The organism is Methanosarcina horonobensis HB-1 = JCM 15518 (assembly GCF_000970285.1).
Taxonomy (GTDB): domain Archaea; phylum Halobacteriota; class Methanosarcinia; order Methanosarcinales; family Methanosarcinaceae; genus Methanosarcina; species Methanosarcina horonobensis.
The window spans coordinates 3,857,517-3,884,180 of record NZ_CP009516.1; the positions used below are offsets into that span (position 1 = coordinate 3,857,517).

23 protein-coding genes and 2 pseudogenes are annotated in these 26,664 nt (G+C 42.6%); 14 read left to right on the forward strand and 11 right to left on the reverse strand.

Annotation, left to right across the window (positions count from 1 at the left end):
- Positions 1 to 44: 44 nt before the first annotated feature.
- Together MSHOH_RS16820 and glpX are read right to left on the reverse strand one after the other, a co-directional pair.
- Positions 45 to 1,352 (reverse strand): tRNA (N(6)-L-threonylcarbamoyladenosine(37)-C(2))-methylthiotransferase, encoded by a 1,308-nt coding sequence (locus MSHOH_RS16820; RefSeq protein ID WP_048141407.1) that lies wholly within the window; start codon positions 1,350 to 1,352, stop codon positions 45 to 47.
- Between the two features lie 283 nt (positions 1,353 to 1,635).
- On the reverse strand, positions 1,636 to 2,724 hold the full coding sequence (glpX, locus tag MSHOH_RS16825) for a class II fructose-bisphosphatase (RefSeq protein WP_048141409.1): 1,089 nt from the start codon (positions 2,722 to 2,724) through the stop codon (positions 1,636 to 1,638).
- Positions 2,725 to 3,030: 306 nt separating this feature from the next.
- Here glpX and MSHOH_RS16830 point away from each other — a divergent pair, with 306 nt between their 5' ends.
- Complete coding sequence (locus MSHOH_RS16830; RefSeq protein WP_048141411.1) at positions 3,031 to 3,759, forward strand: type 1 glutamine amidotransferase; 729 nt, start codon at positions 3,031 to 3,033, stop codon at positions 3,757 to 3,759.
- Between the two features lie 221 nt (positions 3,760 to 3,980).
- Here MSHOH_RS16830 and cgi121 read toward each other — a convergent pair whose 3' ends face one another.
- The gene (cgi121, locus tag MSHOH_RS16835) at positions 3,981 to 4,511 is read right to left on the reverse strand and encodes a KEOPS complex subunit Cgi121 (RefSeq protein ID WP_239451026.1); all 531 of its coding nucleotides are present in this window, start codon (positions 4,509 to 4,511) and stop codon (positions 3,981 to 3,983) included.
- A gap of 220 nt (positions 4,512 to 4,731) precedes the next feature.
- On the opposite strand from cgi121, the gene MSHOH_RS16840 reads away from it, so the two are divergent.
- A complete protein-coding gene (locus MSHOH_RS16840) occupies positions 4,732 to 7,263 on the forward strand; it encodes a PAS domain S-box protein (protein WP_048143583.1) in 2,532 nt (843 codons plus the stop codon).
- Positions 7,264 to 7,281: 18 nt separating this feature from the next.
- Here the strand turns inward: MSHOH_RS16840 and MSHOH_RS24070 are convergent, their stop codons facing one another.
- The 4 genes from MSHOH_RS24070 to MSHOH_RS16855 form a co-directional block, all read right to left on the reverse strand.
- The gene (locus tag MSHOH_RS24070) at positions 7,282 to 7,419 is read right to left on the reverse strand and encodes a hypothetical protein (RefSeq protein ID WP_158024226.1); all 138 of its coding nucleotides are present in this window, start codon (positions 7,417 to 7,419) and stop codon (positions 7,282 to 7,284) included.
- A 202-nt stretch (positions 7,420 to 7,621) separates the two neighbouring features.
- On the reverse strand, positions 7,622 to 8,434 hold the full coding sequence (locus tag MSHOH_RS16845) for a cytochrome b (protein WP_048141413.1): 813 nt from the start codon (positions 8,432 to 8,434) through the stop codon (positions 7,622 to 7,624).
- A gap of 11 nt (positions 8,435 to 8,445) precedes the next feature.
- A complete protein-coding gene (locus tag MSHOH_RS16850; RefSeq protein ID WP_048141416.1) occupies positions 8,446 to 10,236 on the reverse strand; it encodes a nickel-dependent hydrogenase large subunit in 1,791 nt (596 codons plus the stop codon).
- On the reverse strand, positions 10,236 to 11,447 hold the full coding sequence (locus MSHOH_RS16855; protein WP_048141418.1) for a hydrogenase small subunit: 1,212 nt from the start codon (positions 11,445 to 11,447) through the stop codon (positions 10,236 to 10,238). Before MSHOH_RS16855 ends, MSHOH_RS16850 begins: the two co-directional genes overlap by 1 nt.
- Positions 11,448 to 11,764: 317 nt before the next feature.
- On the opposite strand from MSHOH_RS16855, the gene MSHOH_RS16860 reads away from it, so the two are divergent.
- Positions 11,765 to 12,754: a peptidoglycan-binding domain-containing protein gene (locus MSHOH_RS16860; RefSeq protein WP_048141420.1), complete on the forward strand. Its 990-nt coding sequence runs from the start codon at positions 11,765 to 11,767 to the stop codon at positions 12,752 to 12,754.
- A gap of 142 nt (positions 12,755 to 12,896) precedes the next feature.
- On the opposite strand, the gene MSHOH_RS16865 is transcribed toward MSHOH_RS16860, so the two are convergent.
- From MSHOH_RS16865 to MSHOH_RS16880, 4 genes are all read right to left on the reverse strand, one after another.
- Positions 12,897 to 13,382, reverse strand: a complete 486-nt coding sequence (locus MSHOH_RS16865; RefSeq protein ID WP_048141423.1) for a hydrogenase maturation protease — start codon at positions 13,380 to 13,382, stop codon at positions 12,897 to 12,899.
- 111 nt (positions 13,383 to 13,493) lie between these two features.
- Positions 13,494 to 14,306: a cytochrome b gene (locus MSHOH_RS16870; RefSeq protein ID WP_048141425.1), complete on the reverse strand. Its 813-nt coding sequence runs from the start codon at positions 14,304 to 14,306 to the stop codon at positions 13,494 to 13,496.
- 23 nt (positions 14,307 to 14,329) lie between these two features.
- Positions 14,330 to 16,117 carry a nickel-dependent hydrogenase large subunit gene (locus MSHOH_RS16875; protein ID WP_048141427.1) on the reverse strand — a complete coding sequence of 596 codons (1,788 nt, stop codon included), beginning with the start codon at positions 16,115 to 16,117 and terminating at the stop codon, positions 14,330 to 14,332.
- A 7-nt stretch (positions 16,118 to 16,124) separates the two neighbouring features.
- The gene (locus MSHOH_RS16880) at positions 16,125 to 17,276 is read right to left on the reverse strand and encodes a hydrogenase small subunit (protein WP_204245461.1); all 1,152 of its coding nucleotides are present in this window, start codon (positions 17,274 to 17,276) and stop codon (positions 16,125 to 16,127) included.
- 1,303 nt (positions 17,277 to 18,579) lie between these two features.
- Between MSHOH_RS16880 and MSHOH_RS16885 the strand changes: the two genes are divergently transcribed.
- The 11 genes and pseudogenes from MSHOH_RS16885 (at position 18,580) to MSHOH_RS16930 (ending at position 26,496) form a co-directional block, all read left to right on the forward strand.
- Entirely contained in the window at positions 18,580 to 18,858 is a 279-nt protein-coding gene (locus tag MSHOH_RS16885; protein ID WP_048141429.1) for a HypC/HybG/HupF family hydrogenase formation chaperone, read from the forward strand.
- A gap of 1 nt (position 18,859) precedes the next feature.
- Complete coding sequence (hypD, locus tag MSHOH_RS16890) at positions 18,860 to 19,978, forward strand: hydrogenase formation protein HypD (RefSeq protein ID WP_048141430.1); 1,119 nt, start codon at positions 18,860 to 18,862, stop codon at positions 19,976 to 19,978.
- Positions 19,971 to 20,372, forward strand: coding sequence for a hydrogenase maturation nickel metallochaperone HypA (hypA, locus tag MSHOH_RS16895; protein WP_048141433.1), 402 nt, complete (start codon positions 19,971 to 19,973; stop codon positions 20,370 to 20,372). Before hypD ends, hypA begins: the two co-directional genes overlap by 8 nt.
- A 225-nt stretch (positions 20,373 to 20,597) precedes the next feature.
- Entirely contained in the window at positions 20,598 to 21,269 is a 672-nt protein-coding gene (gene hypB, locus MSHOH_RS16900; protein WP_048141436.1) for a hydrogenase nickel incorporation protein HypB, read from the forward strand.
- Positions 21,226 to 22,371, forward strand: coding sequence for a hydrogenase expression/formation protein HypE (gene hypE / locus MSHOH_RS16905; RefSeq protein ID WP_239451028.1), 1,146 nt, complete (start codon positions 21,226 to 21,228; stop codon positions 22,369 to 22,371). Before hypB ends, hypE begins: the two co-directional genes overlap by 44 nt.
- A 501-nt stretch (positions 22,372 to 22,872) precedes the next feature.
- On the forward strand, positions 22,873 to 23,001 hold the full coding sequence (locus MSHOH_RS25750) for a hypothetical protein (protein WP_269851578.1): 129 nt from the start codon (positions 22,873 to 22,875) through the stop codon (positions 22,999 to 23,001).
- Between the two features lie 9 nt (positions 23,002 to 23,010).
- Positions 23,011 to 23,413 (forward strand): annotated as a pseudogene (locus MSHOH_RS25350) (transposase); the annotation flags it as partial.
- 183 nt (positions 23,414 to 23,596) lie between these two features.
- A pseudogene (locus MSHOH_RS16915) lies at positions 23,597 to 24,064 on the forward strand (winged helix-turn-helix transcriptional regulator); the annotation flags it as partial.
- An 820-nt stretch (positions 24,065 to 24,884) separates the two neighbouring features.
- Positions 24,885 to 25,121, forward strand: coding sequence for a hypothetical protein (locus MSHOH_RS24410; RefSeq protein ID WP_239451030.1), 237 nt, complete (start codon positions 24,885 to 24,887; stop codon positions 25,119 to 25,121).
- A gap of 143 nt (positions 25,122 to 25,264) precedes the next feature.
- On the forward strand, positions 25,265 to 25,810 hold the full coding sequence (locus tag MSHOH_RS16925; protein WP_048141442.1) for a gamma carbonic anhydrase family protein: 546 nt from the start codon (positions 25,265 to 25,267) through the stop codon (positions 25,808 to 25,810).
- Between the two features lie 47 nt (positions 25,811 to 25,857).
- On the forward strand, positions 25,858 to 26,496 hold the full coding sequence (locus tag MSHOH_RS16930; protein ID WP_048141444.1) for a GyrI-like domain-containing protein: 639 nt from the start codon (positions 25,858 to 25,860) through the stop codon (positions 26,494 to 26,496).
- The last annotated feature ends 168 nt before the right edge of the window (positions 26,497 to 26,664 follow it).

Genomic DNA, 26,664 nt, shown 5'->3' on the forward strand with positions numbered 1-26,664 from the left:
AAGTTATTTTTACTTGCTGCACTTTGCTTGTGAATATTTCTCCCTTAACCGATGATTTTTCCCAGGAAATAACCGGGCTTTGCTCCCGTAATTTCCACTTCAGTGTATTCACCGGGCTTAAGATCGGAACCACTAATCACAACCGGACGGTAAGAGTCCGTACGCGTGAGGACATCTCCAATCTCCGTGTATTTAGAAACAAAAGCTCTGCCTTTCCAGCCAATCATTTCCCGCTTGGATTCGAGTTTTATTTGCTCACATACTTTATGCAGTTCATGTGAGCGTTTTACGGAAACTCGGGAGTCCAGGTTCCGGAAAGAGAATGCTTTAGTGTGCGGACGGGGAGAGTATCTGGAAATATTGATCTTTTCAGGACGGTATTTCTTTACCCACTCTACTGTTTCTTCAAAGTCCTCATCGGTTTCATCACAGAAGCCAACAATTATGTCCGTAAAGAGGGAAAGATCTTCGAAACGAGTACGGAATTTCGTAATAATTTCATCCACATCATCCATTTTATGGAGGCGGTTCATTTTTTTCAGGACCGGGTGAGAAGCGGACTGAATCGGTAGATGGAGAAGTTTGAAAATTTTATCCGAGTCGAAAGCATCCACCAGATCATCCAGAATAGGAAGGACTGAAAAAGGGTTCATCATGCCGACCCTTACTTTGAAATCACCAGAAATTTCCGAAATCATGTGCAGGAGTTCAGGGAGTTTGACGCCTGTATCCATTCCGTACTGGCTGTCGTCCTGAGAGGTAAGCCAGATCTCCCTGCAGCCGTCTGCAACTGCGGACCGAATGTCTTCTACGATTTCCTCAGGGGGAAAAGAGCGGAGCTTACCCCTTGCATGCTTTACAATACAATAAGAGCAGGCAAAATTGCAGCCCTGAGAGATCTGGCAAATATGAATATTCGGGTTTGAGCGCTCACGAGGGACATTAAGAAAACCCAGGGGCTCGGAAATACGCAGTTCCAGACGTTCTCCCCCAGGTAATCCAGCCTTTTTTCTCTGTTCGATTGAAAAGAGGAGTTTTCCTAGATGGGAAACCGCATTTATTCCAAGAATATGGGCTTCAGGATTTGCATGCAGGATATCTTCAAGCTGGACTTCGGGCATGCAGCCGGAAACAATCACCTGTATACCTTTCTCTCCCATAGTGCGGATCTTATAGAGGATTTTTTGTTCTGTTGTATATTTGACTGTACAGGAGTTGCAGATATAAACTTCTGCCTGCCCGGCAGAGCCAGGGCTCAATAATTCATGCCCGAGCCTCTCAATGCTTGCTTTCATGATCTCGGCTGATGCCAGACTTGCGGAACAACCAAAACTCTCAAGGTAAATCTTCATATTCTGCCTTCACATTTCGACTTGATACTTTGACTTTTTACACTTTGGCCTGATACTTTAACTTACTTGATTGACACTTCAACTCGACACTTTAACTTAGCAGTTCAATTTTTGCCTTAAATTAAAATTGACTCGAAACTTCACAATTGCCCTGATATTTATCTGATATTTATAATTAATGTCCATAGTCCATGTTTTCTGATTACATAAGAAAAAGAATGACCTTTATCAACCAGTGTTTCAAAAAGAGATCAAAAAATAAAAGTAAAAGGTAAAAAAGGATTTACAGATAAAGAGGAGTCGTCTGCTTATCCTTAATATAAATACTGTCTGTAAACCTGACAGCTCCGGATGCACCCATAGAAACTGTGTGCACTCTGGCATCTCCTCCGCCAAAGAGACGGGTTTCTCGCAGGAAGTGGCTAGAAGTTACGGCTGTTGCGGAAAAGATAATATCATTACCCGGTACAAGCTTGTCTGCATCAAGGACATCATTGAGGTTATCAAGGGTAATTCCCATTTTTTCGAGCCTTGGCATTTTTTCCTCTATTTCTTCATCGATCTTGTCCTTGGTTTTTCCGTTTGCAACAGTTGGCAGGACAAGCCTTGCAAGGATTTTTCCGCCCAGGATCTTGATTGCAGCGGCTGTCAGGACAGCTTCTCCTGAGCCGCCTGCACCCATGACCATATGGATGCCTGAACCGCGGACAGCAGTTGCAACGCCTGGCATTAGATCGCCGTCAGTAATCAGCCTTACACGGGCTCCGGCTTCCCTGATTTCAGTTATCTTCTGGGCATGTCTCGGGCGGTCGAGAATCACGACCACAAGTTCTTCAATATTTCTTCCGAGCGCTTTGGCAACGATTTCGAGGTTATGCCTGACAGGGGCATCCAGATCGAGTCTTTCACCGGGATGCTCCATTTCATAGCGCACAACGTCCGGTCCGACAACTATCTTGTCCATATAGATATCAGGGCCGTGGAAAATTCCGCCTCTCTCCGCCATTGCCATGACCGCAACCGAACCTGGAGAGCCGTCTGCCGTAAGGTTTGTGCCCTCCAGGGGGTCAACTGCAATATCAACTTCAAGATCTCCCTTTCCTGTCCCTACTTCTTCCCCTATATAAAGCATGGGAGCTTCGTCCCTTTCCCCTTCTCCTATCTTTATTATGCCTTTCATGTCAAGCTTGTTAAGCATCCGTCTCATGGAGGCAACTGCTACCTGATCGGCAAAGTGCTTGTCTCCACGTCCCATCTGGTAGGCTGCGGCAATTGCAGCAGCTTCGGTTACCTGAATGAGCCTGGGCAGTAACTCACATTCAATTGGTCCGGCGCACTCAATCATTTCTTCTACGGTCTTTGGATGAGGCATGATAATCGACTCTTATTTTTGCTTCCAGATAATATCCTGATAGTATCCTGAGGATAATAATCCTTTTCTGGCTATTCCCTTTGTCTGTTAATGTGATCTGTTAACACAATAGTATATTAATATCTATTGGAAGAGTTCAGACAAGATATCTCACTAAATTTTACTGAGACAATCAAATTTATATAAAAATACCTTTGATTACCGGGAAAAACTTTGATTTTCAAAAAGATATCAAAAAGATAATCTCTTAAGGTAACCTCTTTCTTAAGGTAACCTCTTATTACACTCAACTGAAGTGAAAAACCTATGAAAATTCATTGCCTCCAGCATCTAAAAAACGAAACTCTTGGAAACATAGGGACCTGGGTGTCTCTGAAGGGGCATACGCTCACAAAAACCCTGCTTTATGAAAAAGCTGTCTTTCCCGCGCCTGAAGATTTTGACCTGCTCCTGATAATGGGCGGGACAATGAGTGTTTATCAGGAAAAAGAGTTCCCATGGCTGAGATCGGAAAAAGAGTTTGTGAGAAAGGTAATAGATGAGGGCAAACCAGTACTTGGAAGCTGTTTCGGAGCACAGATGATTGCAGAAGTTCTGGGAGGAAAAGTTACCAGAAACAGGTTCAAGGAAATAGGCTGGCACAGAGTAAAAGCTCTGGCAGGAGAAAAACTGAAAATGAAAAATGAAGGAGTGATGAACTCATGGCTTCCTTCAGGCTTATTTCCCGAGTTTACCGCATTCATGTGGCATGGGGACACCTTTGAGATTCCGGCAGGTGCGGTAAGAATTTTCGAAAGCGAAGCCTGCCCGAACCAGGGTTTTATTTATGGAGAAAACGTTCTCGGGCTACAATTTCATCCTGAAGCCGACAGGCGGTGGATAGGAAATCTGATAGAAGATTCCGGGCACGAGCTTGTTGAAGGGGAATATATTCAGTCTAAAGAGGAAATACTTGAATATGAACGCTTTCTTGGAGATTCCCGGAGTATTGCTTTTTCTCTCATGGATTGGTTTGAGAAAAAGTGTGAAAATTGAGTGAAGTCTAAAGGCTCGAAGTTTATAGGTAGAAGCGTAAAACCCGAAGTCTTTAGCTTCGTGGGATATAAGCGTTAACTTCCAAACTATTATCAGTTATCGATCCTGAAAATTTATTTTAATTGTTACCCATTATATAATATTTGATACTGTCACCACAACCCAAAATACGAAAACCAAGGAACCGAAAAATTAAGGCAGGACTGGAATCGATAAACCGCTTACTTTACAAAATTTGCAAGCGCCACTCTCTCGATCACGAGTTCCGGGATATGTTCTTCTCCTGAAGCCTCTATTTCTTCATCTGTTATCCTGAAGAGAGAAAGGATTCCTTTTCTTTTTGAACCGGAATAAGCAAGAACTTCGGAACATGGTTTTTCTTCGATAAGTTTCCGAACTTCGGAGAAAGCGAGAAGCAAATTATCCATTTTTCCAAGAAGCACAAAAACCGCATTATTATCTCCTTCATGAAGCCCTATAGAAAAACTCCTTTCAATCTGTCTTTCGCCTGCTGCATAACGCATGATCTCGATTCCCGGATCTTTTGCCACATTCATACCTGATGCGACAGCCCTGAGAGCCTTCCCTACTGCAAAATGAAGATGCCTTTCGCCTGTTATAAGGTCAGCGTTAAGGCCCTGAATGGTTACTTCATTTTCGGAAGCGATTGTGTTTACGATCTTTAGAAAACCGGGAAGGTTCGGAATTCTCACCGCTCCACAAATAACCTGGATTTCCCTTTGCATTTCCATACTCCTGCCATATCCCGGATTCTACAATAAGGGTTTCGGTTGAGGAAAGTGTATGATAAAAAGAGCAGGACTCCAGATCTAATATAAAAGTTTTTATTCTTCTAATGTGTAGACATAGTGACTAATAAAGTTAATATAGTACTCACATATTCATTATAAAATTTTGTAAAATATTTTGCACTCAAAAAGTTCAGAGAACTTGGTTCGCTGTTTCCGGGAGGTGTTAAATATTCAAAAGAAAAAAGTCAAGTCTGAATTCTGTTTCTGTTCGACTATTCCATCCAACGGCCTTACTGCAGTTTATAAGGAGCCGGAAGAAAGGACGGAACTTATAGTAGATTATATTAAAGCAGGCCTGCAACAAAACGAGCGCTGCATCTGGCTTGTCCCGGATTCTGAGAGTGCAGAGTCAGCAAAAGATTTGCTTTCAAACTCAGAGCTGGATATCGAAAGCTGTATAGAAAAATCCAGACTTAAGATAATTTCCCTGCAGGAAACAGAAATCCTTTCTGTCAAACAGCCAGAGACTTCAGGGATATATTTTGATTGGAATGCAGGAAACCCGCAGAAAGAGATTATAAAGTTCATTCACGCAGGAAACTGGCGATACCTGCGCATTAATCTTGAGGTCGGAAACTTTGGTAAGTCAATTACAGATTCCCTAAAGGAACTAAGGCGCATCTTTGCTGAGAATATACCTGAAAAGAAGATCAGACCACTCTTTATGATTAGAGAGGAAGATCTTTCCCCGGATGAAGTTTTCTACCTTATAGAAGCCGGGGAGAAACTGATAATTAGAAGAGACGGAAGATGGAAGTCTCTTAGAGTAAAGCAAGAAAACCCGGACAAAAAATTCAAGACATTACTTGAGAGTTCAAGTGACTCTATACTTATACATGATATGAAAGGAAGGGTTCTGGAAGCAAACCACGTGGCCTGTGAAATCTTCGGATATACGCGCAGTAAAATGCTCGGGAAGCACATTAAAGATTTACGGACTAATATCCACCTTACCGAGTTCGGACAGCAGATAGAGAAGCTGAAGCAAACAGGATACTTCATTTTCGAAATGGACTCACTGCGGAGAGACGGCACGGTTGTTCCTCAAGAGATCAATAACAGGTTAATTGAATACGATGGAGAAACAGCCGTACTATCCATAGGGAGAGATATAAGTGAAAGGAGAAAGAATGAAGAGGCACTGAGGGCTTCGGAAAGAAAATACAGGACACTTTTTGAGGAGTTTCCCGGAGGAATTGCCCAGTTCGATACCGAGGGGGTTATTACTCTCTGCAATGAGAGCTTTGTAAACCTCTCCGGAAGCCGTGAAAAGGAAAAAATTAGCTTTAGTTTACTGAACCTCCTAGAAGGAAAAAATCCCAAAAAGAGTATTACATGCCTCCCCGAAGTTCCTGTTCATTATGATCTGAAGTATATCTTCAGTGAAAAAAATGGGAGAACCCCTGTTGCTATAACATACAAGCCTCTAATATCCGAAAATTTCGAACTTGTCGGAGGCATTGTGCTTGTAGAGGATCTGACTGAAGTAAAGAGGTTAGAGACCGTAAGGCTTCAGCAGACGGAGTCTCTTAGAAAGCTGGTGGATTCAATACCTGTGCCTGCATTTTGTAAAGACAGAAACGGAATATATATTGCCTGCAATAAGGGTTTTGAAACTCTTGTAAGAATGAAAAAAGAAGAAATTCTCGGAAAGTCTATTCATAACTTCATCTCTCCTAAAATTGCTGAAAAGCACCATGCAATGGATATAGAACTGGTAAAACATAAAAGAACTCAGGTCTATGAAGCATCTTTGAAATTTGCTGATGGTTTAGTACATCAGGTAATGTTCAGTAAGTTCGTGTTCAGTGGAGTAAATGAAGAAGACTCTGTGCTCCTCGGCATTATGATCGACATAACAGAACGCAAGCAGGCTGAAGAAAAAATGCTTCAGGCAAAAATGGCGGCTGAAACCGCAAACAGAGCGAAAACCACATTCATTGTCAATATGAGCCATGAATTGAGGACTCCCCTGAATGCTGTTATAGGGTTTTCGGACCTTCTATTGAGCGAGACTTTCGGGCCTCTTAACGAAAAGCAAAAGAGGTACGCTGAAAACATTTCAAAAAGCGGAAACCATCTTTTAGATGTCATCAATGATGTACTGGATATCTCAAGGCTTGAACTGGGAAATATTGAGTTATATTACGAAACAGTGGATATACCCGCAGTAATTGAAGAAGTACAGAGAGTTCTTTCCTCTCTCTCAGCGGGAAAAAATATCCGTATAGAATACAAGGTTGAGAAGGGTCTGAAAACTATAATCGTGGACAAGGTAAAGTTCAAACAGATTCTTTATAACCTTCTGAATAATGCAATTAAATTCTCATCCGAAGGCGGGAAAGTAAACATCTCTGCAGAGCTTAAGGAAGATATAGTTGAGATCAGTGTAAAAGATGAGGGTATCGGCATCAATGAAGCTGATTACGAAAGAGTTTTCCATCCATTCGTGCAGATTGATGAGTCCATATCCAGAAAACATGGAGGCGTGGGGCTTGGGCTTGCACTCGTCAAAAGGTTTGTCGAACTTCACGGAGGAAAGGTATGGGTTAAAGCCAGCCCGGGAAAAGGCAGTACATTCACCTTTAGAATTCCAAAAAGGCCTGAAAGCCAGGTACAGGAAAATATTAGCTCTGTACAAACCTCTTATGATCTTGAAATTGAGAGGGAAAAAGAAAAAATAGAAAAATAAAAGAAAAAGCCGAAGTTTTCAGTATGGGCCCTGAATCACCAAACATTTGAGAACAACCTCAACCACAACCAACCCAAGCAGTACCATTAAAAAAAGAATAAAAAGGTTGAGGATGATCTGGCCGACTTTTGTGCTGACTGCCGCCAGTTCATACATCCGGATTCCCATATATATCTATATATGGGACAATATATAATCGTTTGGAAATTTTTACACTAATTCAAATATTTGAATTTGAAAGTCAGGACTAAAAAAGTTTCGGAGCCTGCCCTTTTAGCGATTTCTTCTTCGTATTCTTTGCTGTTCTTCATTGCAATTAACTTCTACTACCAATTGCCATCTCTACTTTTTACTGCAATTAATGCTCTTCCATTACTCCCTTTTGATCTGTCAGCAATCCTTTTTGATCCTTTTCTTCAATTACCCTGACAAAATGCCTGTCTGATAAATCCTCTTTCCCGGACCAGAAAATTGCTTTATGGTATTTCCATACATCAGGGTCAAACTCAAGGATGCCCACGTGGACTATGAGTTCAAAGACAAACCAATAGGCTGCAAACAGGTGTACTAAACGGATCAACCCCAGAGCATCAACGTTAAACAAAGACGCAACATACCAGGCTGCAGAGAGAATCCATTCGGATATGGGAAGCCCTAAAGGAGCCCAGGCAATGTTGTAAAGCACAACTCCTGTTATGGCAATGAGAGCAATTGCAGTACTTTCGAAAATAATCAGCAGCTTGAGCATAGGATGAAGTTTCGTAACATAATGCCCTTCCTGCTCATCATAGATCGTAAATGCGGGGTACTTTCCTTTGCCGAAAAAGTTCCTGACAATACCAGACAGGCGTTCAGCATCGTCCTCCCCAAAAACATAGGACTCTTTGAAATGTTTTACTCTATTTCTGACGCACCATCTCTCACCTTTGCAGGAAAAGATATTATAGGGAACAAGAATCCAGTTTGCGACCAGGAAAAAAGGAACTGCAATCATGTGGAAAGCCCGAGCTGTTTGAAAAGACATGAAGTCCCAGCCAAAGTAGATCTTGAACCCTGTGATAAGAAGGGTAAACATGGCAACCAGATGAACCAGGTGAGTAACCCTCTCAAGCCAGGTATACCGTTCGACAATTATCCTCCTGGAAGCAGGTTTCTCAGCAGATCGTACCATATAGGTCTCCTTTAGAGTATTTTTATAGTAGAATTGGAATGCTTTCCAGTTTTGTCAATTGTATGAACCGCACATGCAAAACAGGGATCATAAGAACGGGCTGTATGCAGGATTCCGAGAGGATTCGAATAATCTACTCCAAGAGCATTTTCCGCAGCTGAAATCTTGGTGCCTATAAGAGCCTGCTCAACAGGGCTCGGAATTCCCTGTGAATTTCTGGGACCAAGGTTCCAGGTACTCGGAACTACAGCCTGATACAGGGTTACCATGGAATCCGAGCCTGTAGTAATCCAGTGCCCCAATGCTCCGCGCGGAGCTTCCCATAAACCCATTCCTTCGGAGTTCTTTGCCATGGAAAGATCGGTATGTACTGCAACCCTTGCATCAGGCTCCAGATCCTGCGAAATCCATTTCAACAGTTCAGGCATAACTACCAGGATTTCCTGCATCCTTGCAATCATGCGAGTATAGTTGTTTAAAGGAAAATAACCATTTTCTTCAAAAATTCTCACCAATCCGGTAACAAGAGGTTCTCCCATAATCAGGAGGCGAGCAAGAGGCCCAACTTCACAGGGAATGCCACCATAATGAGGAGCCTTTGACCAGGAGTAACGACTTTCCGAACCTCTGGTGTAATCGATTTCATCAGGGTTGTCTTCAGGAACAGTAATTCCGTTCCATGGAGGCCGGTCTCTTTCTTCGTCAATATAAAGTGCATGAGCAGTGCTTTCCGAAATTTTCCTGTAATCGAATTTTTCAAGTTCCAGATGCCCATTCATATAACCCGAAGGAATTACTCTACTATCTGCAGGACTTGTAGGATCATATCCCTCCCCTTTTTCAGGCTTGAAGAAAAGCCCGTAGGAAAGAAAACCGATCTTATCAGGATCAGTGTAAACTCCTGCGTGTTCCATTTTCATACTGATAGGCAAGCCGAGAAGTTTTTCTCCGATTAATTCCGAACCAAAAGCCGCGAAAAGAGGGACATCTCCCCAGCCTGAAGAGTGTGAAAAATCATTGTTAGAAAGAGAGTTATCCAGAAGTTCCTGCAGGCGTTCGAGGACAAAATTGACAGCTTTTTGAGGAGAAGAAGCTCTGTAAGTGTTTTCTATCCATGTCCCGGGAGAGACTCCGAGAGTAGATGTTTCAACGAACTTAGCAGTTTCTGAAACGTACGCTTCAAGCTTCTGAATATCTCCAAAATTGGGAGAGTAAACTACTCCTCCGACATGCTGCAGAACAGAATGAGGCATTTTGCCGGCTATAAGCGAAATACCCACGTGAAGGCGGCGAAGCTCCCTTATAGCACCAAGATAAGAAGAGCCGGCAGGATAGGTTGTACCATTGTATTGATTCACCAGAGGCGCAAAACGTCCAACTAATTCGCCCCATACTGCATTTCCCACATCTCCGTATTGTGTAAGGATATCACGATAAGCCGGGTTTGCAAGATCTGGACCCCACAGCACGTAAATATGGACTGCATGGCTGGCTATCAAATTCATTCCCTGGTGAATATTTCGCATAACAAGGGCGTCTTTGGGAACCTGATCCGCAACCCCGAAAAGATCGTCCAGAGCATTTGCTGCAGCTATACTGTGACAAACCGGACAAACACCACATATTCTCATAGTCATAAGTGCCGCATCCCTGGGGTCATGTTTTTGAAGAAGCCTTTCAAAACCTCTAAAAACCAGGCCGCTGCTCTGTGCATCAGTAATTACACCATCAGCATCGACTTCAGTATTGACTCTGTAATGCCCTTCAATTCTAGAAAGAGGATCTACGGTCACCTGTACCATTATTTTTCACCTCCGATTTCCTCGGAAGTACTTTCTTCAGCAGTGCCTTCCTTTTCTTCAGGCTTTTTCAAAACAGTCCTCCGGAGAGCGTGAGCACCAGCAGCAAGGAGTGCTCCTCCTATTGCTACGCCTGCTATAGTATCCAAATTTGTACCGACAATTCCGGTATCTTCAATCTCGACATAAAAAGGCCTGGTACTATCCGGAAAACCGGGCTGTACACAGCCAATACATGGAGAACCTGCCTGAGGACAGAAGTTGAGATGACCATTCCAGTGGCGAAGAGCGCAGTCAGCATGGGAATAAGGCCCCTTGCACCCTAATTTCCAGAGACACTTCGGTCCGCCTACTGTCGTATCAAACTCTCCGCGATCATAGTATCCACGGCGAGGACAGTTATCATGGACAACATGGTCAGGGGGATAGAAAACCTTCGGACGGTTCCATTTATCCAGCACTTCAGGTAAATCTTCAGGTACCTTGATTTTTCCAGTGGCGATCGCTCCTATGGTTAGAAACACCCAGTCAGGATGGGCTGGGCAGCCGTTAATATTAATAACCGGTGTGTCGATCCCAAGCAGGTCTATAATTCCTTTTGACGAGTCTTCCAGAGTAAAGGCAATCCCACGATGGTCCATAAGCTCAGCAACATCACTCTTAGCAGCATTCACTCCACTATGGGTCGCACACTGCCCGATTGCAACGATTACTGAGGCATTTCTCGCAGCTTTCTCATAAACCTCCTTATAGGGCCTTCCACCCAGCATCAGGTATTTCCCGGAGCCATGAGGCCCGTTCGCGACTGCTCCTTCAGAGATAAGGATGTAGCCCCTTTCATTTTCAAGAATCTCGTCCAGTAGGATTTCGGAGTTCAGCTCACTGGTATTTGCAGGTTTTCCGTCCACGAAAATTCCCTGCTGCATCATTAAAACTTCCTGATAGAGCAATTTGAGGTTATAAAGCTGAAGTAACTCTATGAGATCAGGTGATTCTCCGTCCAGCATTGATATGGTACAGCCGCTATCCATTACCCCGTGAAGCCATACTATTTTGGTTTCCGGTAGCTCACTAAGGGCTTTTATCATATCACTTTTATATGTTTGTAAGAATAACGAAGCTCCCAGTATCCCGACAGCTTTTATAAAGGTTCGACGATCCATCGTCATGAAATCGAGGTTTTTAAACTTTTCAAGTAAACACTCTTTACTCATCCTACTCTCCCCAACAATAAGAAATAATTTATTAAATAGAGATATAATAAGACATAGACCCTATTATATTAAAAGACTATCACGGTTCAGAACAAAATCATCGGTGTTATAGCTGATTCTTATAACAAATATTTTCTACATTATTTAGATAGTCTAGTTACATTTAAAATAAATATAGTTTTTCTAAAGATTTATATATTTTAATAACCAGCTTATATATTGAAATTTTAAGTTTAGTATTTGCAGCATAGTACGAAAAAACAGCACGCGCTGCATAGTACAAGAAATAGAATTATGAAGAATGTGGGGGATAGAGTATGACTATAGGGGATGGTCACGATTTAAAATCATCGAGATTTTCAGGCGATGAGGTTTTAGAGGCTTGTTATGATAATGAAAGGGCTCTTCGTAGCGGCGACAGAGACCCCGCAGTAGAGAAAGTTCAGGAAGCTCTGATAATTTTAGGTTTTCCTGTGCCCAAAGTCGGAATCACCGGTATCTTTGGCGATGAAACTGAGTTAGCTGTCAGAAGTTACCAGGAAGCACGTGGATTGAAGGTTGATGGGATAATAGGGCCGGAAACTATAGAAAGTCTGGACTCAGAGTTCCCGAGAATAGTATCAGAACCTTCCGTTTCACCAACAACGGAACCACCGGTCTCTAAGGTTCCAACTCCATTAACACCGGAATCTCCGGTTAGGTCACCCAGGGCATCTGCGGTCAGATTGGCAGGGGAAACTCCGGAGCCGGTAAGAGCACCTCATGCCCCATCAGTAGAAGAGCTCTCAGTCCCACCAGTGGAGGAAGCTCCGGATGTTGAACCGGTACATGCGCCTGCGGTAAAGCCAGTACATGCACCGCCTGTCCCACCGGTAAGGGAAGTTTCGGCTAGACCAGAACATACAATGAGGCATGTAGAAACAAAACCGCCTTCAACTGCACCTTCAACTGCACCTTCAACTCCACCCGTGACTCCAGAAATCCCTGAGACTGACAGCCAGGGCCGCAAGTTCCATTCCTCCGGCATGTGGAATGTGGACAGTTTTCTTGAAATCAAGGGTGGTCGATCAATGCACTTTGAGGTGAAAAACCTCGGTGTCCTTGCATCACCTCTCAGGATAAAAGCCAATACCGGAGAATCCCGAGATGCTATGATTCTATCTCAAACCATTGCAGATTTCGAATTCTCTATGGTCGGCAAAGAGCCGTTTAACTGGAGATTTGATATCGAAACAGATAGCGATACGGCTTTACTTGAGTGGTATCTCTACAGTACCTGGGTGCCGGGAGAACCAGAGAAACCTTGAGCGGAAAGAATACTCTTTCCTTTTTAATTTGTCCGCTCGACACGCTCTTTAAGAGCCTGGTTCATCCTGTTAAAGCCGTTTCTGGTATTTTTAAGTACTGAAGTGGAAAAAACCAAAAAGGAAATGAAATTAATAAAAAAGATTAAAGAGTATGGGAAAACTCTTCCCTGATGAGCCTTATAGCTTCATCTACAGCCTCGAGGACTTCAGGGTTAATATCCGTAGAGATTTCTGTAGCTACCTCTCCAATCTCTATTCCTATTACCACAACTTCCGGAAGGGACTGAATCTGCTCTCCGATTCTCAAAACATCAGTAATTGTGAGATCGTGTACCGAGACCAGTGTATGAGGCTCAGTACCCTCCAGAAGGTCTTTGCCTTCGATCCGGTGTACCGAACCTGTCCGGCTGCCTGTCAGAACCGCATCGACAATTATTACTTTTCTGGCGCCGTCAAGCAGATTAAGGAGATCCAGCCCGCAGACTCCTGCATCTGCTATATCAAGCCCTTCGAGCCCTTCAAGATCTGTTTTTTTAAGAGCTTCGATGATCCTGATACCTATGCCGTCATCGCCCATAAGCGGACTTCCGCAGCCCAGAATTCTGACAGGAGCATGTAGTATAGACATATTCTCACTTCATGAAATTGAACATATGTAATTCTTTTCTGGCAGCTCTATGTCTATACCACATTTTTTCTGTGCCCGAATATATTTCCTGATAATGGAATTCCCGGAATGTTAGTCCTTTACAACTTCCGAAGGCGTATCTGACGAATCGTGCCAGAGCTCCCTATCAGGAAGGTGCTTCGGGTTGGGCTTAACAATTTCTACGTAGTGGGAATCCGAAAGGTCTTCTTTCCCGGACCAGAAGATAGCCTTGTAGTACTTCCAGACATGCGGATCAAACTCAAGAATACCCACGTGAACAACCAGTTCAAAGACAAACCAGTATGTCAGCAGCAGGTGGGAAAGCCTGAGAAGCTGCAGGGAACTCATTCCGAATGAAGGTGCAATCAGGTCTCCAGCTGAAAGAATCCATGATGCCAGGGGGAGGCCGAAAAGCGACCAGTCAAGCTTGTAGAGAACGACTCCAGAAACCGCAATTAAGAAGATAGCTGTACCCTCGAGTACGATAAGGATCTTCATTATGGGGTGGAGTTTGGTCTTGTAGTGTCCCGAAACTTCATCATAGATGGTGAATGCTGGATACTCTCCCTTTCCGAAGAAATTGAGAATTATTGCCTTCATGCGCTTTGCATCTTCAGGACCGAAAACATAATGGTCCATGAAATGTGCCAGTTTTTCCATAACTCCACCTTCACTTGCAGAGAAGATGTTGTACGGAATAAGGATCCAGTTCACTGCAAGTAAAGCAGGAACCATGATCATGTGAAGGGCGCGGGCAGTATGGAAACTCATAAAGTCCCAGCCTGCGTAGATTTTTAACCCGGTAATGATGAGCACCAGCATCGCCACAGCATGGATGGTGTGGGCCGTCCTGTCAAGGACGGTATAGCGCTCAACAACCATCGGGTTATCTTTGGATTTCATCGTGGGTCATCTCCTATACTTTCTTAGAGTATTCTTATAGTATTTGGAGCGTTTTTCCCGGTAAGGTCAATGGTGTGGACTGCGCATGAGATGCATGGGTCATAGGATCTGCCTATATGGAAGATACCGGTAGGATTTGCATAATCGACACCAAGAGAGTTTTCTACGGCATTAATTTTTGACCCTATAAGGGACTGTTCGAGCGGACCAGGAATGCCTTTGCTGTCTCTTGGGGACATTAACCAGCTACCCGGAACAATTGCTTGATAGTTTGAAACCTTTCCATTGCTACCAGCAGAGACCCAGTGCCCGAGAGAGCCACGCGGAGCTTCCCACAGGCCCATTCCCTGATTATCTTTAGCTTTATTAAGGTCTATAGGCACAGAAATCTTGCCGGTGGGGTTATAGTCAACTGTTACCCACTGGAGAAGCTGGTGTGCAAGGATAGTGGTTTCCTGTATGCGGGCCATCATTCTTGTGAAGACGTTAGCTGCAGAGTAGCCTTTAGCATTGAAAGCCTGAGCAAGTCCGGTTACAAGAGGTTCTTTCATTACAAGCAGGCGTGAGAGAGGTCCGACTTCGGCAGGAAGTCCATCGTATCTTGGAGCCTTGTCCCAGGTATACCTGCTCTCTGAACCACCAGTGTAAGAGATTTTCTCAGGGTCGGTAAACGGAATGGTCTCTCCCTTTGAGGGGTGAAGATCGCCTTTGCTGTCATCGTAGAAGGAGTGAGCAACACTTTCAGTAATCTTGTCAGAATCAAATTCCTTGCGCTCAAGGTTGCCGGTCACGACACCTGATGTCTGGAATCTGGCTCCTGCAGGACTCTTCGGGTCGTATCCGTCATCTTCGACATTGTAGAACCCACCATATGCAAGGAAGGATATCTTTGAGGGGTCGCTGTATCCGCCAATTTTGTCGTGTTTCAGGCTTGCAGGAAGACCAAGGAGGGTTTCTCCTACAAGTTCAGAACCGAAAGCTGCATATAATTCCACATCTCCCCAGCCCGCTTCTCTTGAGAAGTCGTTGGAAGTTGTTGATTTATCAATAAGGCCCTGGAGATGTTCGGTTACAAAGCTTACAGCTTTGTCGGGAGAGCTTGCCTTGTATGTGTTTTCAATCCATGTATCAAAAGGAACTTGCAGAGTATACTTTGATACAAAGTCCATTACCTGGAGATAGTAGGAGGAAAGTTTAACGATATCTGCAGCTGTTGGCTTGTAGGTATATCCACCAGGGTAGGGTGTTACCGGGCCCGGCATTCTGCCTGCAATAAGTGCAATGGCTTCCTGAAGGCGCTTCTTTTCAGGAATTGCTGCCATGTAAGAAGTTCCTGCAGATATGGCTGCTCCGTCAATCTTGTAGCTTATAGGGGCAAACCTTCCAACCAGCTCTTTCCAGACTGCATTTCCTGTGTCTCCGAGAGTCCCAAGGACATCTCTGTATGCAGGGTTTGCAAGGTCAGGGCCCCAGAGCACATAGATGTGGGTTGCATGACTTGCAATGGTGTTTAAACTCTGGAAAATGTTCCGCATAACCAGGGCATCTTTTGGAACATATTCAGCTACACCGTAGAGATTGTCAAGGGCATTTGTGGCTGCCAGGGAGTGAGAAATCGGACAGACACCGCAGATTCTCTGGACAAGAAGAGCTGCATCCCTGGGATCCTGTTTCTGCAGGATGCGTTCAAATCCACGGAATATCGTACAGGAACTCTGAGCATCCGTGATGACACCGTTGGCATCCACTTCCGTGGAAACACGAAGGTGACCTTCAATTCTGGTTAAGGGGTCTACTGTAACATTTACCATTTTTCACTCACTCTCCTTTCATTCTTCTAACAGCATGTACCCCTGCAACTACAGTAGCTGCACCGACTGCAGCTTTGGATAATGTGTCAATATTTGCCCCAAGAAGCACGCCTTTGTCTTCGGCTTCAACATAAAGGGGTCTTGATGAATCAGGGAATCCAGGTTCCACACAGGCTATACAGGGACCGCCTGCCTGGGTACACATGCTTACGGAACCGTTCCATCTGCGAATTCCACAGTCAGCATGGGAATAAGGAGCTTTACAGCCTAATTTCCACAGGCACTTTTCCCCGCCAACCTGCTCGTCAAATTCTGCACGGTCATAGTATCCGCGGCGAGGACAGTTTTCATGTACAGTGTGATCCGGAGGGAAGAAAACCTTTGGTCTGCCATAATCATCCAGAACGGCAGGAAGGTCACCAGGCACCTTGATCTTTTCAAGGATTACCGCACCCAGGGTAAGGAGAATCCAGTCAGGGTGAGCAGGACAGCCAGGGATGTTGATTACAGGTTTATCGATGCCGAGCTCCTGAAGCATGCCTTTTGTTTTATCATTCTTTGCGAAGGCCACTCCTCTGTAATCTGTGTCCTTGGCAATATCACTGTCTGCAGAAGTAATTCCTCCGTATGCGGCACAGGTTCCGACTGCAATGACGGCAGTGGCATTCTTTGCAGCTTCTCCGAGGATCTCCTTAAAGGTCTTGTTCCCGATCATGAGATACTTACCTGAACCCTGGGGACCGTTTGGAATTGAGCCTTCAACAACCAGAATATAATTACCTTCTTCAATAAGCTCTTCAAGAAGGATCTCGGAGTTGAGTTCGGCATTGTTTGCAAGTTTTCCATCTACGAATATTCCCTGCTGAGCAAGAAGAGTCTCGTGATAAGCAAGGTTAACATTGAGTTTGCTCAAAGCCTGCGCAACATCAGGGTTGCCTCCGTTTAAAAGAGATTCTGAACATCCGGTGCATTCGGACCCGTGGAGCCAGACAATCTTTGTCTCTGCAAATTCAAGCGCGCTTACAATTTCTGTTTTATAGGTGCCAAGAAACGCTGTTGCACCAAGCACGCCTACAGCCTTCATGAAAGTACGCCGGTCTAGTTTTAAGAAATCTAAACTATCCAGTGTACGGGCAAGGTTTTTCATTCCAGTACTCATCTCTACCACATCTTGTTTTTTACCCAAATTATATATCCGAAAGAAAATTTTAATTTAATTTCCACTGCAATTATATAAATGTGTATATAAATATACCGATAATGTTTTCAATGAGGGAATAGTATTTAAGGTTTTTTACACAATAGAATAAATATATTAATGCGGTAGATGGAATTTATTTAATATAGATAAAAATATAAAATATAAGATAAATTAATCTTGCGTCTTAATACAGACAATAAACCTGTAAAAGGCGATTTAACAGGATCAGTTAACCATACAGATCGAAAGAAATAGTCTACACATAAAAGAAATTTATTTCCTGAAGTAAACGATTTGCAGTATGCAGATATGGATTACAGTGCGGTTAAAAGTATCATAGAAGTCATCATAAGCACAATATAGAGATTCAAAATTATCAACCCTCAAAGAATTACATGCCTTATTTACCATGTTCTTCTTAAGTACCACTTATTTTTGTTAACCTGCATATTAATAATGTATGAACTCGTAAGTATATCCTTGATTTATCTATACCTTAAGCCGAGCATGCAGATCGATTAATATTTGGCCTCAGGTAAACCCACATATATCGCCTTGACCAGCGACTTTTGTGCAATTACTCTTATTCTGATTACTGTCGATCCTATTGCCTGCAGAAAAGTTGGTAAAACTCATTTAATATAGAAAATATTAACAAAGTTGCCTGAAATTTTAGTTATTTAATAAAAATCTTTGACTAAAATAGCCCTTAAGTAGTCAGAACAGATTTTTATTACTCTATAAAAAGCATTTCACGAGCTGGTTCTAAATAAAAAAACAGGTAAAAGTTTTGGAAGCAAAATTAAAAAACAAAAAAGATATAAGAAAGCTATACAATTGAGCAAAAATAATATTCACTATTATATTCGCTATAAAATACCCACTTGTATACTTACTTTTATGAATTTTCAGAGATTAATTTCTGGTGTTCAGGGATTTAGTTTCTGGAATATTCTACATACCATACTAACCCTTGATTATTAACTGCTCTTTCCTAACCAGGAGACAGAATAGATAGGGAAATAGAGTTACCCTGGAGAGAGTAGTTTTTCTAAGGTTGCTAACCTTACAACGTATACCCTATACTTACAATGCGTATCCTGTAGAATTATTTTTTAAAAGAACAATCAAATAGTCCAGAACGTTAATCCTCCAAATATTAATTCAGATATCAGTTTAAATATCAATTCGAGTATCAATTACAAACAAGTATCGTTCGAATCTTAAAACAAAAGCAGGAAAGAAAAACAATAGAGGTAATATGTGCATAGCTATTCCTGGAATGATTAAGGCTATCGTAGACGAAAACACTGCTACGGTTGATATGGGAGGGATCTGCAGAGATGTAAATATGGACCTGCTTGGAGGTGCCACTGCTGATCTGCTCGGAAAGTATGTCCTTGTCCATGTAGGGTACGCAATATCTGAGATCTCAAAAGAAGAGAGTGAAGAAACCATGCGCCTCCTTAAACAGTTATCGGGCCTTGAAGATTCAAATTTCTTTGAAACGGGGTTTTCCGGAGAGGCGGACGTTGAGTAAAATGAAAAACGAGGATTCTTCTTTAAATCCCTCCATGCCTGACCTTGAAAAAAAGCTCCTTGAAAGGATTCAGGCTTCAGAAATGCCGCTTCGCATAATGCATGTCTGCGGGACGCACGAAAGAACCATATCAAAATACGGACTCAGAAGTGTACTTCCGCAAAACATAGAAGTAATAAGCGGTCCCGGATGTCCGGTCTGTGTCACCCCTGAAGAAGATGTTGATATTGCGATCGCTCTTGCAAAGAGCGGCGCAACTGTAGTCACTTTCGGAGATATGATGAGGGTTCCCGGTTCGGCAGAAAGTCTACTTGATGCAAAATCCGGGGGAGCGGATGTAAGGATGGTATACAGCATTGATGATGCCATATCCCTTGCAAATAAAAAGCCTGAACTTGAAGTAGTCTTTTTCGGGATAGGCTTTGAAACCACAGTTCCTGCCAATGCGGCTGCCCTTTTAAGAAAAACTCCAGAAAACTTCAGCCTTCTTGCATCCCAGAAACAGACCCCTCCTGCAGTCGGGCTTCTTGCAAGGGATTCCGAAGTTGACGCTTTTATTGCTCCCGGACATGTTGCAACCATTATAGGGACAAAGCCGTTTGAGCCCCTTGCAGAAAAAGGCTTTCCTGTTGTTGTAAGCGGGTTTGAAGCAAGAGATGTCCTCCTCGGGATAAACCTGCTCCTCGCACAGGCAGAAAAAGGAGTTTCAAGGGTAGACAATGGTTATCCAAGAGTCGTAAAGCCGGAAGGGAATAAAATAGCCCTGAAAATGATGAATGAGGTATTCGAAACCTCAGAGTCGGAGTGGAGAGGTATCGGAAACATAGAAAATTCAGGTCTCGTGCTCAGGAAAGAGTATGAGGATAAAAATGCTTCAAAGAAGCATGAAGACCTTTATTCCACTTCCCTTGAAGAGATAAAAGCAAAAGCCGAGAAAAAGGATAAAAAACGCTGTATCTGCGCGGCCATCCTGACAGGGAAAGCAAAACCCTCCCAGTGCCCCAACTTCGGGAAAGAATGTACCCCTAAAAAGCCTTCAGGACCCTGTATGGTCAGTCAGGAAGGTATGTGTTACAACTGGTTCAGGTACTCAAAGGAAGGAGGCAGCAGATTTGCATGAGTATTCCCTTGCCTGTGAGATCTTTGAGCAGGTAATATCAACTGCCGAAGCTCACGGAGCTCTGGAAGTCAGGCATGTAATCCTTGAAATGGGAAGGCTTGCTCATGCGAACCCCGAGCAGTTGAGTTTCTGTTTTAAAGCCATTGCCGAAGGGAGTATTGCCGAAAATGCGGAGTTTATTGTAGAGATGATCCAGCCTTCACTGGAATGTGAATGCGGATACACAGGTACCCTTGATAAAACACAGGCAGGAAAAGACGATGAGCTCCTGAGCGAACTTCTGGAATACATTTCAGCGCTTGAGTGCCCGATATGCGGAAAAAACGCCCGCATTACAGGCGGTAGAGAGCTGATTATAAAGAGCATCGATATTGAGACAGAAGTAGAAAAGTGAGCTTCCAGGCAGGTAAATATATAAATCTGGTAGAAGGTAGCAGGTCTATCAAATAAGCTCATGTAAGTACTCACTTAAATGCTCATTAGAAATTTCACTGGAATTCACTGAAAATCTAACTAAAAGAGCTTAATAATTAACACACCCCCATCCGCAAAATTGGTCAATATCAGTGAGCGGATTTCCCTTCAGATAACCAAGTAACCCCGAGTGATGTTTATGTTAATGCATGTAATCCACATGGGACACGATGTGTTCAAGGCAAATGATAAAATTGCCGAAAAAAACAGGAAGACCCTTGACAAACATAGAGTCTTCTCGGTAAATGTTATGGGAGCCATCGGGTCAGGAAAGACCACTCTGATCGAAGAGGCGGTCAGGCATCTGAAAGAAAAATACAGAACCGCAGTAATCGCAGGTGACGTTATTGCAGAGATGGATGCCTCCCGATTCAGGAAACTCGGGGTGCCGACAATCCCTGTAAACACAGGAAAGGAATGCCACCTGGATGCAAAACTGGTGGAGAAAGCCCTCAACGATATAGACCTTGACAATACGGACCTCCTTATTATTGAAAATGTGGGTAATCTGATCTGTCCTGTAGACTTCAAGCTTGGAGAACACCTGAGAGCGGTTGTGGTCAGCGTCACCGAAGGAGATGATATCATTCTGAAGCATCCCATGATATTCAAAACCGCAGAACTTGCAGTCATAAACAAAGTTGACATTGCACATGCAGTTGATGTCGATGCCGAGAAAATGAGGGATGATATCCTTTCCTTAAACCCTGATGTGCCGGTTATCCTTACTTCAAAACACGACTGGGAGAGTCTTGAGACCTGGATAAGCTTTATTGAGCTTGGAATCAGAAGAGCTCAGGAAGCTCAGAGAAAGTAAGGCATTGAAAGCTGTTCGAACGCGGGAAAAGAAGCACGGAAAAAGAAGGCAGTACATGAAAACAAACACCATTTCCCTGGAACACGGGGCAGGCGGAGAGGTAATGCAGGCGCTTATAGGGGAGATTATCCTTAAAAATTTCCGCAATAGAAGCGCAGGCTCAATAGGACTTGATAGCCTCGATGACGGGTCTACTGTCAGACTTGAGAACTTTAACTCTGCCTCCGAACTTGTGCTGACAACGGACAGCCATGTTATAACCCCTGCTTTCTTCCCGGACACCAATATAGGACGCCTCGCAGTTTCAGGCACCATCAACGACCTCACCGTAATGGGAGCAAAACCCCTGGCCCTTACCTGTGCAGTTATAGTCCCCGAAGGTTTTCCGATCCATGAGTTTGAAGAGATAATTAAAACAATGGACGAAACTGCTGCCGAAGTAGGAGTCCCCATAATTACAGGCGACACCAAGACCGTAGAAAAGACAGCCCTTGATTCAATCATCCTGAACACAGCAGGCCTCGGCATAACGGACAGCCCTGTCAGAGACTCAGGCCTGAAACCGGGAGACAGGCTCCTTGTCACAGGCACTATAGGCGACCACGGGATTTCTCTCATGGCCCACAGGGAAGGCTTTGACTTTGAAACCGACCTTGTTTCGGATTCTGCTCCCCTCTGGAAACTCATAGAACCGGTCCTGAAACTTCGGACTCCGGAAGGAGAGCCTGTAGTAACGGCCATGAAAGACCCGACCCGCGGAGGTATTGCAAACGCCCTAAATGAAATGGCAGCAAAAGCCGGAGCAGGAATTCTGCTTGAAGAAGACCTTATCCCTTACAAGCCCGCAGTCACTGCAGCCTGCGAAATGCTTGGTCTTGACCCTCTCGAGGTTGCAAACGAAGGAAAAGCCGTTATCGGAGTCAAAGCCGGCTTTGAAGAAGAGGTTATCTCCATTCTCAGACAGCACCCCTACGGCAAAGACGCAGCCCTTATTGGAGAGGTTACCGCAGAAAACAAAGGCGAAGTAATCCTCAGGAACCGCTTCGGTGGAATGCGTTATGTGGACATGCCGGCTGGAGACCCGATCCCGAGAGTCTGCTGAGAAATGCTTATCTTGACCCTGAAAACTGCATTTAACCCGTACACATAACACAGATTGTTTTCCATATGCATTTTCTGTTTTCCATATGCATTTTCTGTTTTGAACATGCGTTTTTTGTTTTTATCCGACCTTCCGCAGATGTCTTCAAAAAAATAACATTTTTCCTGTTTTCAATGAAGGAAAAAGGTCGAAAATTATGGGACATTTCAAAAACACACATGTTTGAGTAACCAGGGAGATTCCCAGAAAAAACGATAGCAGAGGAAATTATGAAAATTGAAAGAGCACCTGCGGAAAGTGGGAATGTCCTGCAGGATTCAGCAAAGTTTGAGACCGATTCTGAATCCTGTACACCCGAAGGCATGAAGTACATAACTTCATAAATATTTTAAGGTTTGTTTCTTGGAGTCCGGATAGTAGCAGATTGGTGGTAGAAACATCTATTAACTCTCAAAATGAAGCCGCTCTTCATGCAATTTGTATGCTGAATGCAGATGGGAATTGAATTCGGGAACTCGCATCAACCCCAAACAATACAAAAGAAAAATCCGTGAGCCTGCATATTCTGGAAAGTCCGTACATGCAAGTTACAATATTCTGGATATCGAATGGCAGAATAATTTTATGTGAAATCCAGAAGGTACAAAAGCCAAAATCAATATCGGAGGATTCTATACTGAAAAATGGAGACTTTTATTGGTATGATTTAGGAATCAAAAGGATACAAACTCTTATTTAAAGTCATTATTCGATTTCAAGAGAGATAGGTACAAAGATATTTCTTCTAATAGATAGAGCTACATGGCATAGACTAGCAAAGGCAGAGGAATTTTATCAAAACAATAAGCAGTGGTTGAAAATATCGTTTTTCCCTCCGGCTACTCCAGATAAGAACCCAACAGAACATTGTTGGAAAGCGACAGGAGAAGATTTAACATAAATAAAATAATTTAAAAATGTGAAAGTACTAAAGGAAGAACTAGATAAGTTTTGGGAGAAATATACATTTAAACATAAAATATCGCATTATTTAAAATGGTGACTATAGTCTTGGTCGGAGTTTGGAAATGCGTCAAAGGAGAGTTCATGAAATATTTAAAGAAGAAAATCTGTAAGTTAAAAAATCTGTGGGGAATCCGTTGTGGAACTGAAGATTACACGTAAAGTTTTTTCAGCCTACTGGCTGCTCCCTGCAAAGTTTATTTTCGCAATACTCGGGTTATGGATTACAGGGCGAGCAAATGGACTTGAGAATCCAAACCGAGATAGCATCTATGAGTATATTAAAGCCAATCCTGGAGTTTGTTTTAGTGACATTGCGAAAAGTACGGGCTTGAGCAGGAGAATAGTTCAACATAGTATACAAGTTTTGGAAACTCAATATAAAATTGAGGTTTACAAGGAAGGTGGAAAAATAAGGTGTTTCCAAAACTCAACATATAGTGAAAAGGAAAAGAAAGTTCTTGTGACCACTCAAAACATAACGAATAAAAAGATAATTTCAGAAATATTAAATGGTGAATGCAATACAAACACAGCTCTTGCGCGTGAAATTGGAATTTCCAAGGCTACAGTTAGCTGGTATATGAAAAATCTTAAGGAAATTGGCCTTATAAGGGAAATAAAAAGAGGAAAAAGTAAAATCTATAAAATAAACATTTCGTACAGAAACCTGATAGAAAGATACAAGTAAGCATTTAGTCCACTTCACAATATTGTATATACCCAAAAGCTTTTAGAAAAATTTACTGGAATCTCTTTTTGTATCAGAATACTTTTGTTTTTTTCAATTCATCATCTCTTAAAATTTCTAACCTGCCTTATTTTTGGAGTAAGGAATTAAAGATTGATTGCAGTCTCAGTAATATAGTGAAATTCTCCTTTTATTGATCACGCTGTTTGTTTCATGACTTTATTAATTGGAGCTAACTTTCTCATTTTGCAACAAATATACATCACTAGCAATATTGCGAGGCTAGAAAGCCTTGTAAAGTTCAGTTTTATTTAATTCTCACTATAGAGAAATATAGCGTCTTAAAAAGTGCTGCTACTTTTCCTAAAAGGAATGTCCAAACATCGAAGATACAGATGAAAATCGATAGGCAGTAAGCAACATTATTTTTAACTTCTGTGCAAGCTCTCAAACTATTTTTTGTTAACTCGTTTCAGATTTGTACTCTTCTCTTATGCCTGATTGTTTGAGATTTTACACATAAAACTTTTAAAGGATTATAGATATTGTGAACGTGGGATTGAACATAAAGAGATAACAGGAATGGAAAGGTATGAAAATATTGCTTTTGCTCTGAATCTTAAAGATGTTCAAAAACTTTCCGGAAAAATTCAGATGTAAAAGACACTGAATTTAAGTTTAAACCCCCAGAACATACAGAGGTGGTCAATAGAATATAGATTATATTATAAAAGAGGAATTATTGCGTTCATTTCCAGTATATTTTTTTAGTTTTTTAATAATCGGGTTTCTAGATAAGGAAGAATATATCTCGATAGGGATGTCAGGGGTATTTATTCTGGCTTTTGTTTTAACAGCAATACACTTCAAACTTATAGTCTGGTACAGGAAAGAGGAGTATTTGACAGACCCTTCAATCAGTTCAATAATAGACAATATGTTTAAGCGACAGAAGCCCGAAATAAGGAATGCAGGATATGAAGAATTAAACCTAAACTTCCGTCCTATTCTAACAATACTTGTCATCGCAGATCTTGTGTTTCGTTATGCGATCTGAACCAAGAGCTATTTTTGAGGCTTGCAGAAAAAATTACATGCATAGCAGTAGCTAAAGCTAAGAAATGACATAAATAATGTCGGTAAAATGTCAATAAAGAAATAGTTAAAGAGAAAATAAACCTGAAAAGTAGAGTGATAAAGATGAGAATATATTTTAAAGGAAAAACCCCGAAAATCTCAGAAACGGCTTTTGTTGCGGATTCGGCAGATATAATCGGAGATGTTGAGATAGAGAGCTTTTCAAGCATATGGTTCAATGCCGTGATCAGAGGAGACCAGAACAAAATACAGATCGGAAGTCGAACAAGTATCCAGGACGGAGTAGTGATTCACGCAGACCCTGAAAATGGGGTTCAGGTTGGAGATAATGTATCAGTCGGGCACGGGGCTGTGCTGCACGGATGCAAAATCGAAGATAACGTGCTTATCGGCATGAATTCAACTGTGCTGAACGGGGTAGAGATCGGGAAAAATTCAATCGTCGGAGCAAATGCGCTTGTGCCTCAGGGGAAGAAGTTTCCTGCTAACAGCCTTATTATCGGAGTCCCCGGGACGGTAAAAAGGGAAACAAACAAGGCAGAGGTTGAGGCTATAAAAGAAAATGCAGAAGAGTATGTAGAGATGGCAAAAGAGTACAGGGAAGAGATGAAGAAGTTTGCCTTTGCAGCATCAAATTCAATGACCTGAACAGAAAACCATTGTGGGAGAAAGAATAGGAGCAAAGGGAGGTAGAAATGCCAAAACTGGATCTCAAAAAAGAAAATAAGGAGCTCTATAATCCGTCTGCAAAGGAAGTTTCAATAATATATGTCCCTGAAATGAACTATCTAATGATAGACGGGGAAGGAGACCCCAATACATCACAGGAATACCAGGACGCGATAGAAGCATTATTTTCAGCATCATTTAAAGTTAAGTTTATTTCTGCAAAAGAGGCATCGAAGGACTATGTCGTAATGCCTCTTGAAGGGCTGTGGTGGGTTGAAAATATGGAAGACTTCAGCATCCGGGACAAAAGCAACTGGAAATGGACAGCAATGGTAAGGCAGCCCGACTTTATCACAGAAAGTATGATAAAAAAATCCATAGAAGAAGTTGAAAAGAAGAAAGATCTTCCTGCACTTTCCAGGATAAGGTTTGAAAGCCTGCATGAAGGCTTATCAGCTCAGATTATGCATCTTGGTCCGTACTCCGAAGAAGAGCCAACAATGGAGAAATTGCACAATTTCATTGAAGCAAAAGGCTATGAATTTGACGGCAGCATGCCCGGGGAAAAGCACCACGAAATATACATAAGTGATGTGCGCAGGACAAAACCTGAGAAGCTTAAAACTATTATAAGGCAGCCCGTAAGACAGAAGAAAAAGGAATAATGCAGGATTGCAGGATTACAGAAATTGCTCCTGCCGTTATTGCGAGAATCACTGGCAAGCTATTAGCAGCAAGATTTAGCTCAAAAGCATTCTATACTGAAATCCTTTCCGTCTGTTTAAGATATTATAGCGAACTTATGGTGAACAATTGGTTATCGCAGTACTGAA

Coding starts and splice junctions, on each gene's coding strand:
- MSHOH_RS16820 (WP_048141407.1), bottom strand. CDS start 1,352: ATGAAGATTTACCTTGAGAGTTTTGGTTGTTCCGCAAGTCTGGCATCA.
- glpX (WP_048141409.1), bottom strand. CDS start 2,724: ATGCCTCATCCAAAGACCGTAGAAGAAATGATTGAGTGCGCCGGACCA.
- MSHOH_RS16830 (WP_048141411.1), top strand. CDS start 3,031: ATGAAAATTCATTGCCTCCAGCATCTAAAAAACGAAACTCTTGGAAAC.
- cgi121 (WP_239451026.1), bottom strand. CDS start 4,511: ATGGAAATGCAAAGGGAAATCCAGGTTATTTGTGGAGCGGTGAGAATT.
- MSHOH_RS24070 (WP_158024226.1), bottom strand. CDS start 7,419: ATGTATGAACTGGCGGCAGTCAGCACAAAAGTCGGCCAGATCATCCTC.
- MSHOH_RS16845 (WP_048141413.1), bottom strand. CDS start 8,434: ATGGTACGATCTGCTGAGAAACCTGCTTCCAGGAGGATAATTGTCGAA.
- MSHOH_RS16850 (WP_048141416.1), bottom strand. CDS start 10,236: ATGGTACAGGTGACCGTAGATCCTCTTTCTAGAATTGAAGGGCATTAC.
- MSHOH_RS16855 (WP_048141418.1), bottom strand. CDS start 11,447: ATGAGTAAAGAGTGTTTACTTGAAAAGTTTAAAAACCTCGATTTCATG.
- MSHOH_RS16860 (WP_048141420.1), top strand. CDS start 11,765: ATGACTATAGGGGATGGTCACGATTTAAAATCATCGAGATTTTCAGGC.
- MSHOH_RS16865 (WP_048141423.1), bottom strand. CDS start 13,382: ATGTCTATACTACATGCTCCTGTCAGAATTCTGGGCTGCGGAAGTCCG.
- MSHOH_RS16870 (WP_048141425.1), bottom strand. CDS start 14,306: ATGAAATCCAAAGATAACCCGATGGTTGTTGAGCGCTATACCGTCCTT.
- MSHOH_RS16875 (WP_048141427.1), bottom strand. CDS start 16,117: ATGGTAAATGTTACAGTAGACCCCTTAACCAGAATTGAAGGTCACCTT.
- MSHOH_RS16880 (WP_204245461.1), bottom strand. CDS start 17,276: ATGAGTACTGGAATGAAAAACCTTGCCCGTACACTGGATAGTTTAGAT.
- MSHOH_RS16885 (WP_048141429.1), top strand. CDS start 18,580: ATGTGCATAGCTATTCCTGGAATGATTAAGGCTATCGTAGACGAAAAC.
- hypD (WP_048141430.1), top strand. CDS start 18,860: ATGAAAAACGAGGATTCTTCTTTAAATCCCTCCATGCCTGACCTTGAA.
- hypB (WP_048141436.1), top strand. CDS start 20,598: ATGCATGTAATCCACATGGGACACGATGTGTTCAAGGCAAATGATAAA.
- MSHOH_RS24410 (WP_239451030.1), top strand. CDS start 24,885: ATGTCAGGGGTATTTATTCTGGCTTTTGTTTTAACAGCAATACACTTC.
- MSHOH_RS16925 (WP_048141442.1), top strand. CDS start 25,265: ATGAGAATATATTTTAAAGGAAAAACCCCGAAAATCTCAGAAACGGCT.
- MSHOH_RS16930 (WP_048141444.1), top strand. CDS start 25,858: ATGCCAAAACTGGATCTCAAAAAAGAAAATAAGGAGCTCTATAATCCG.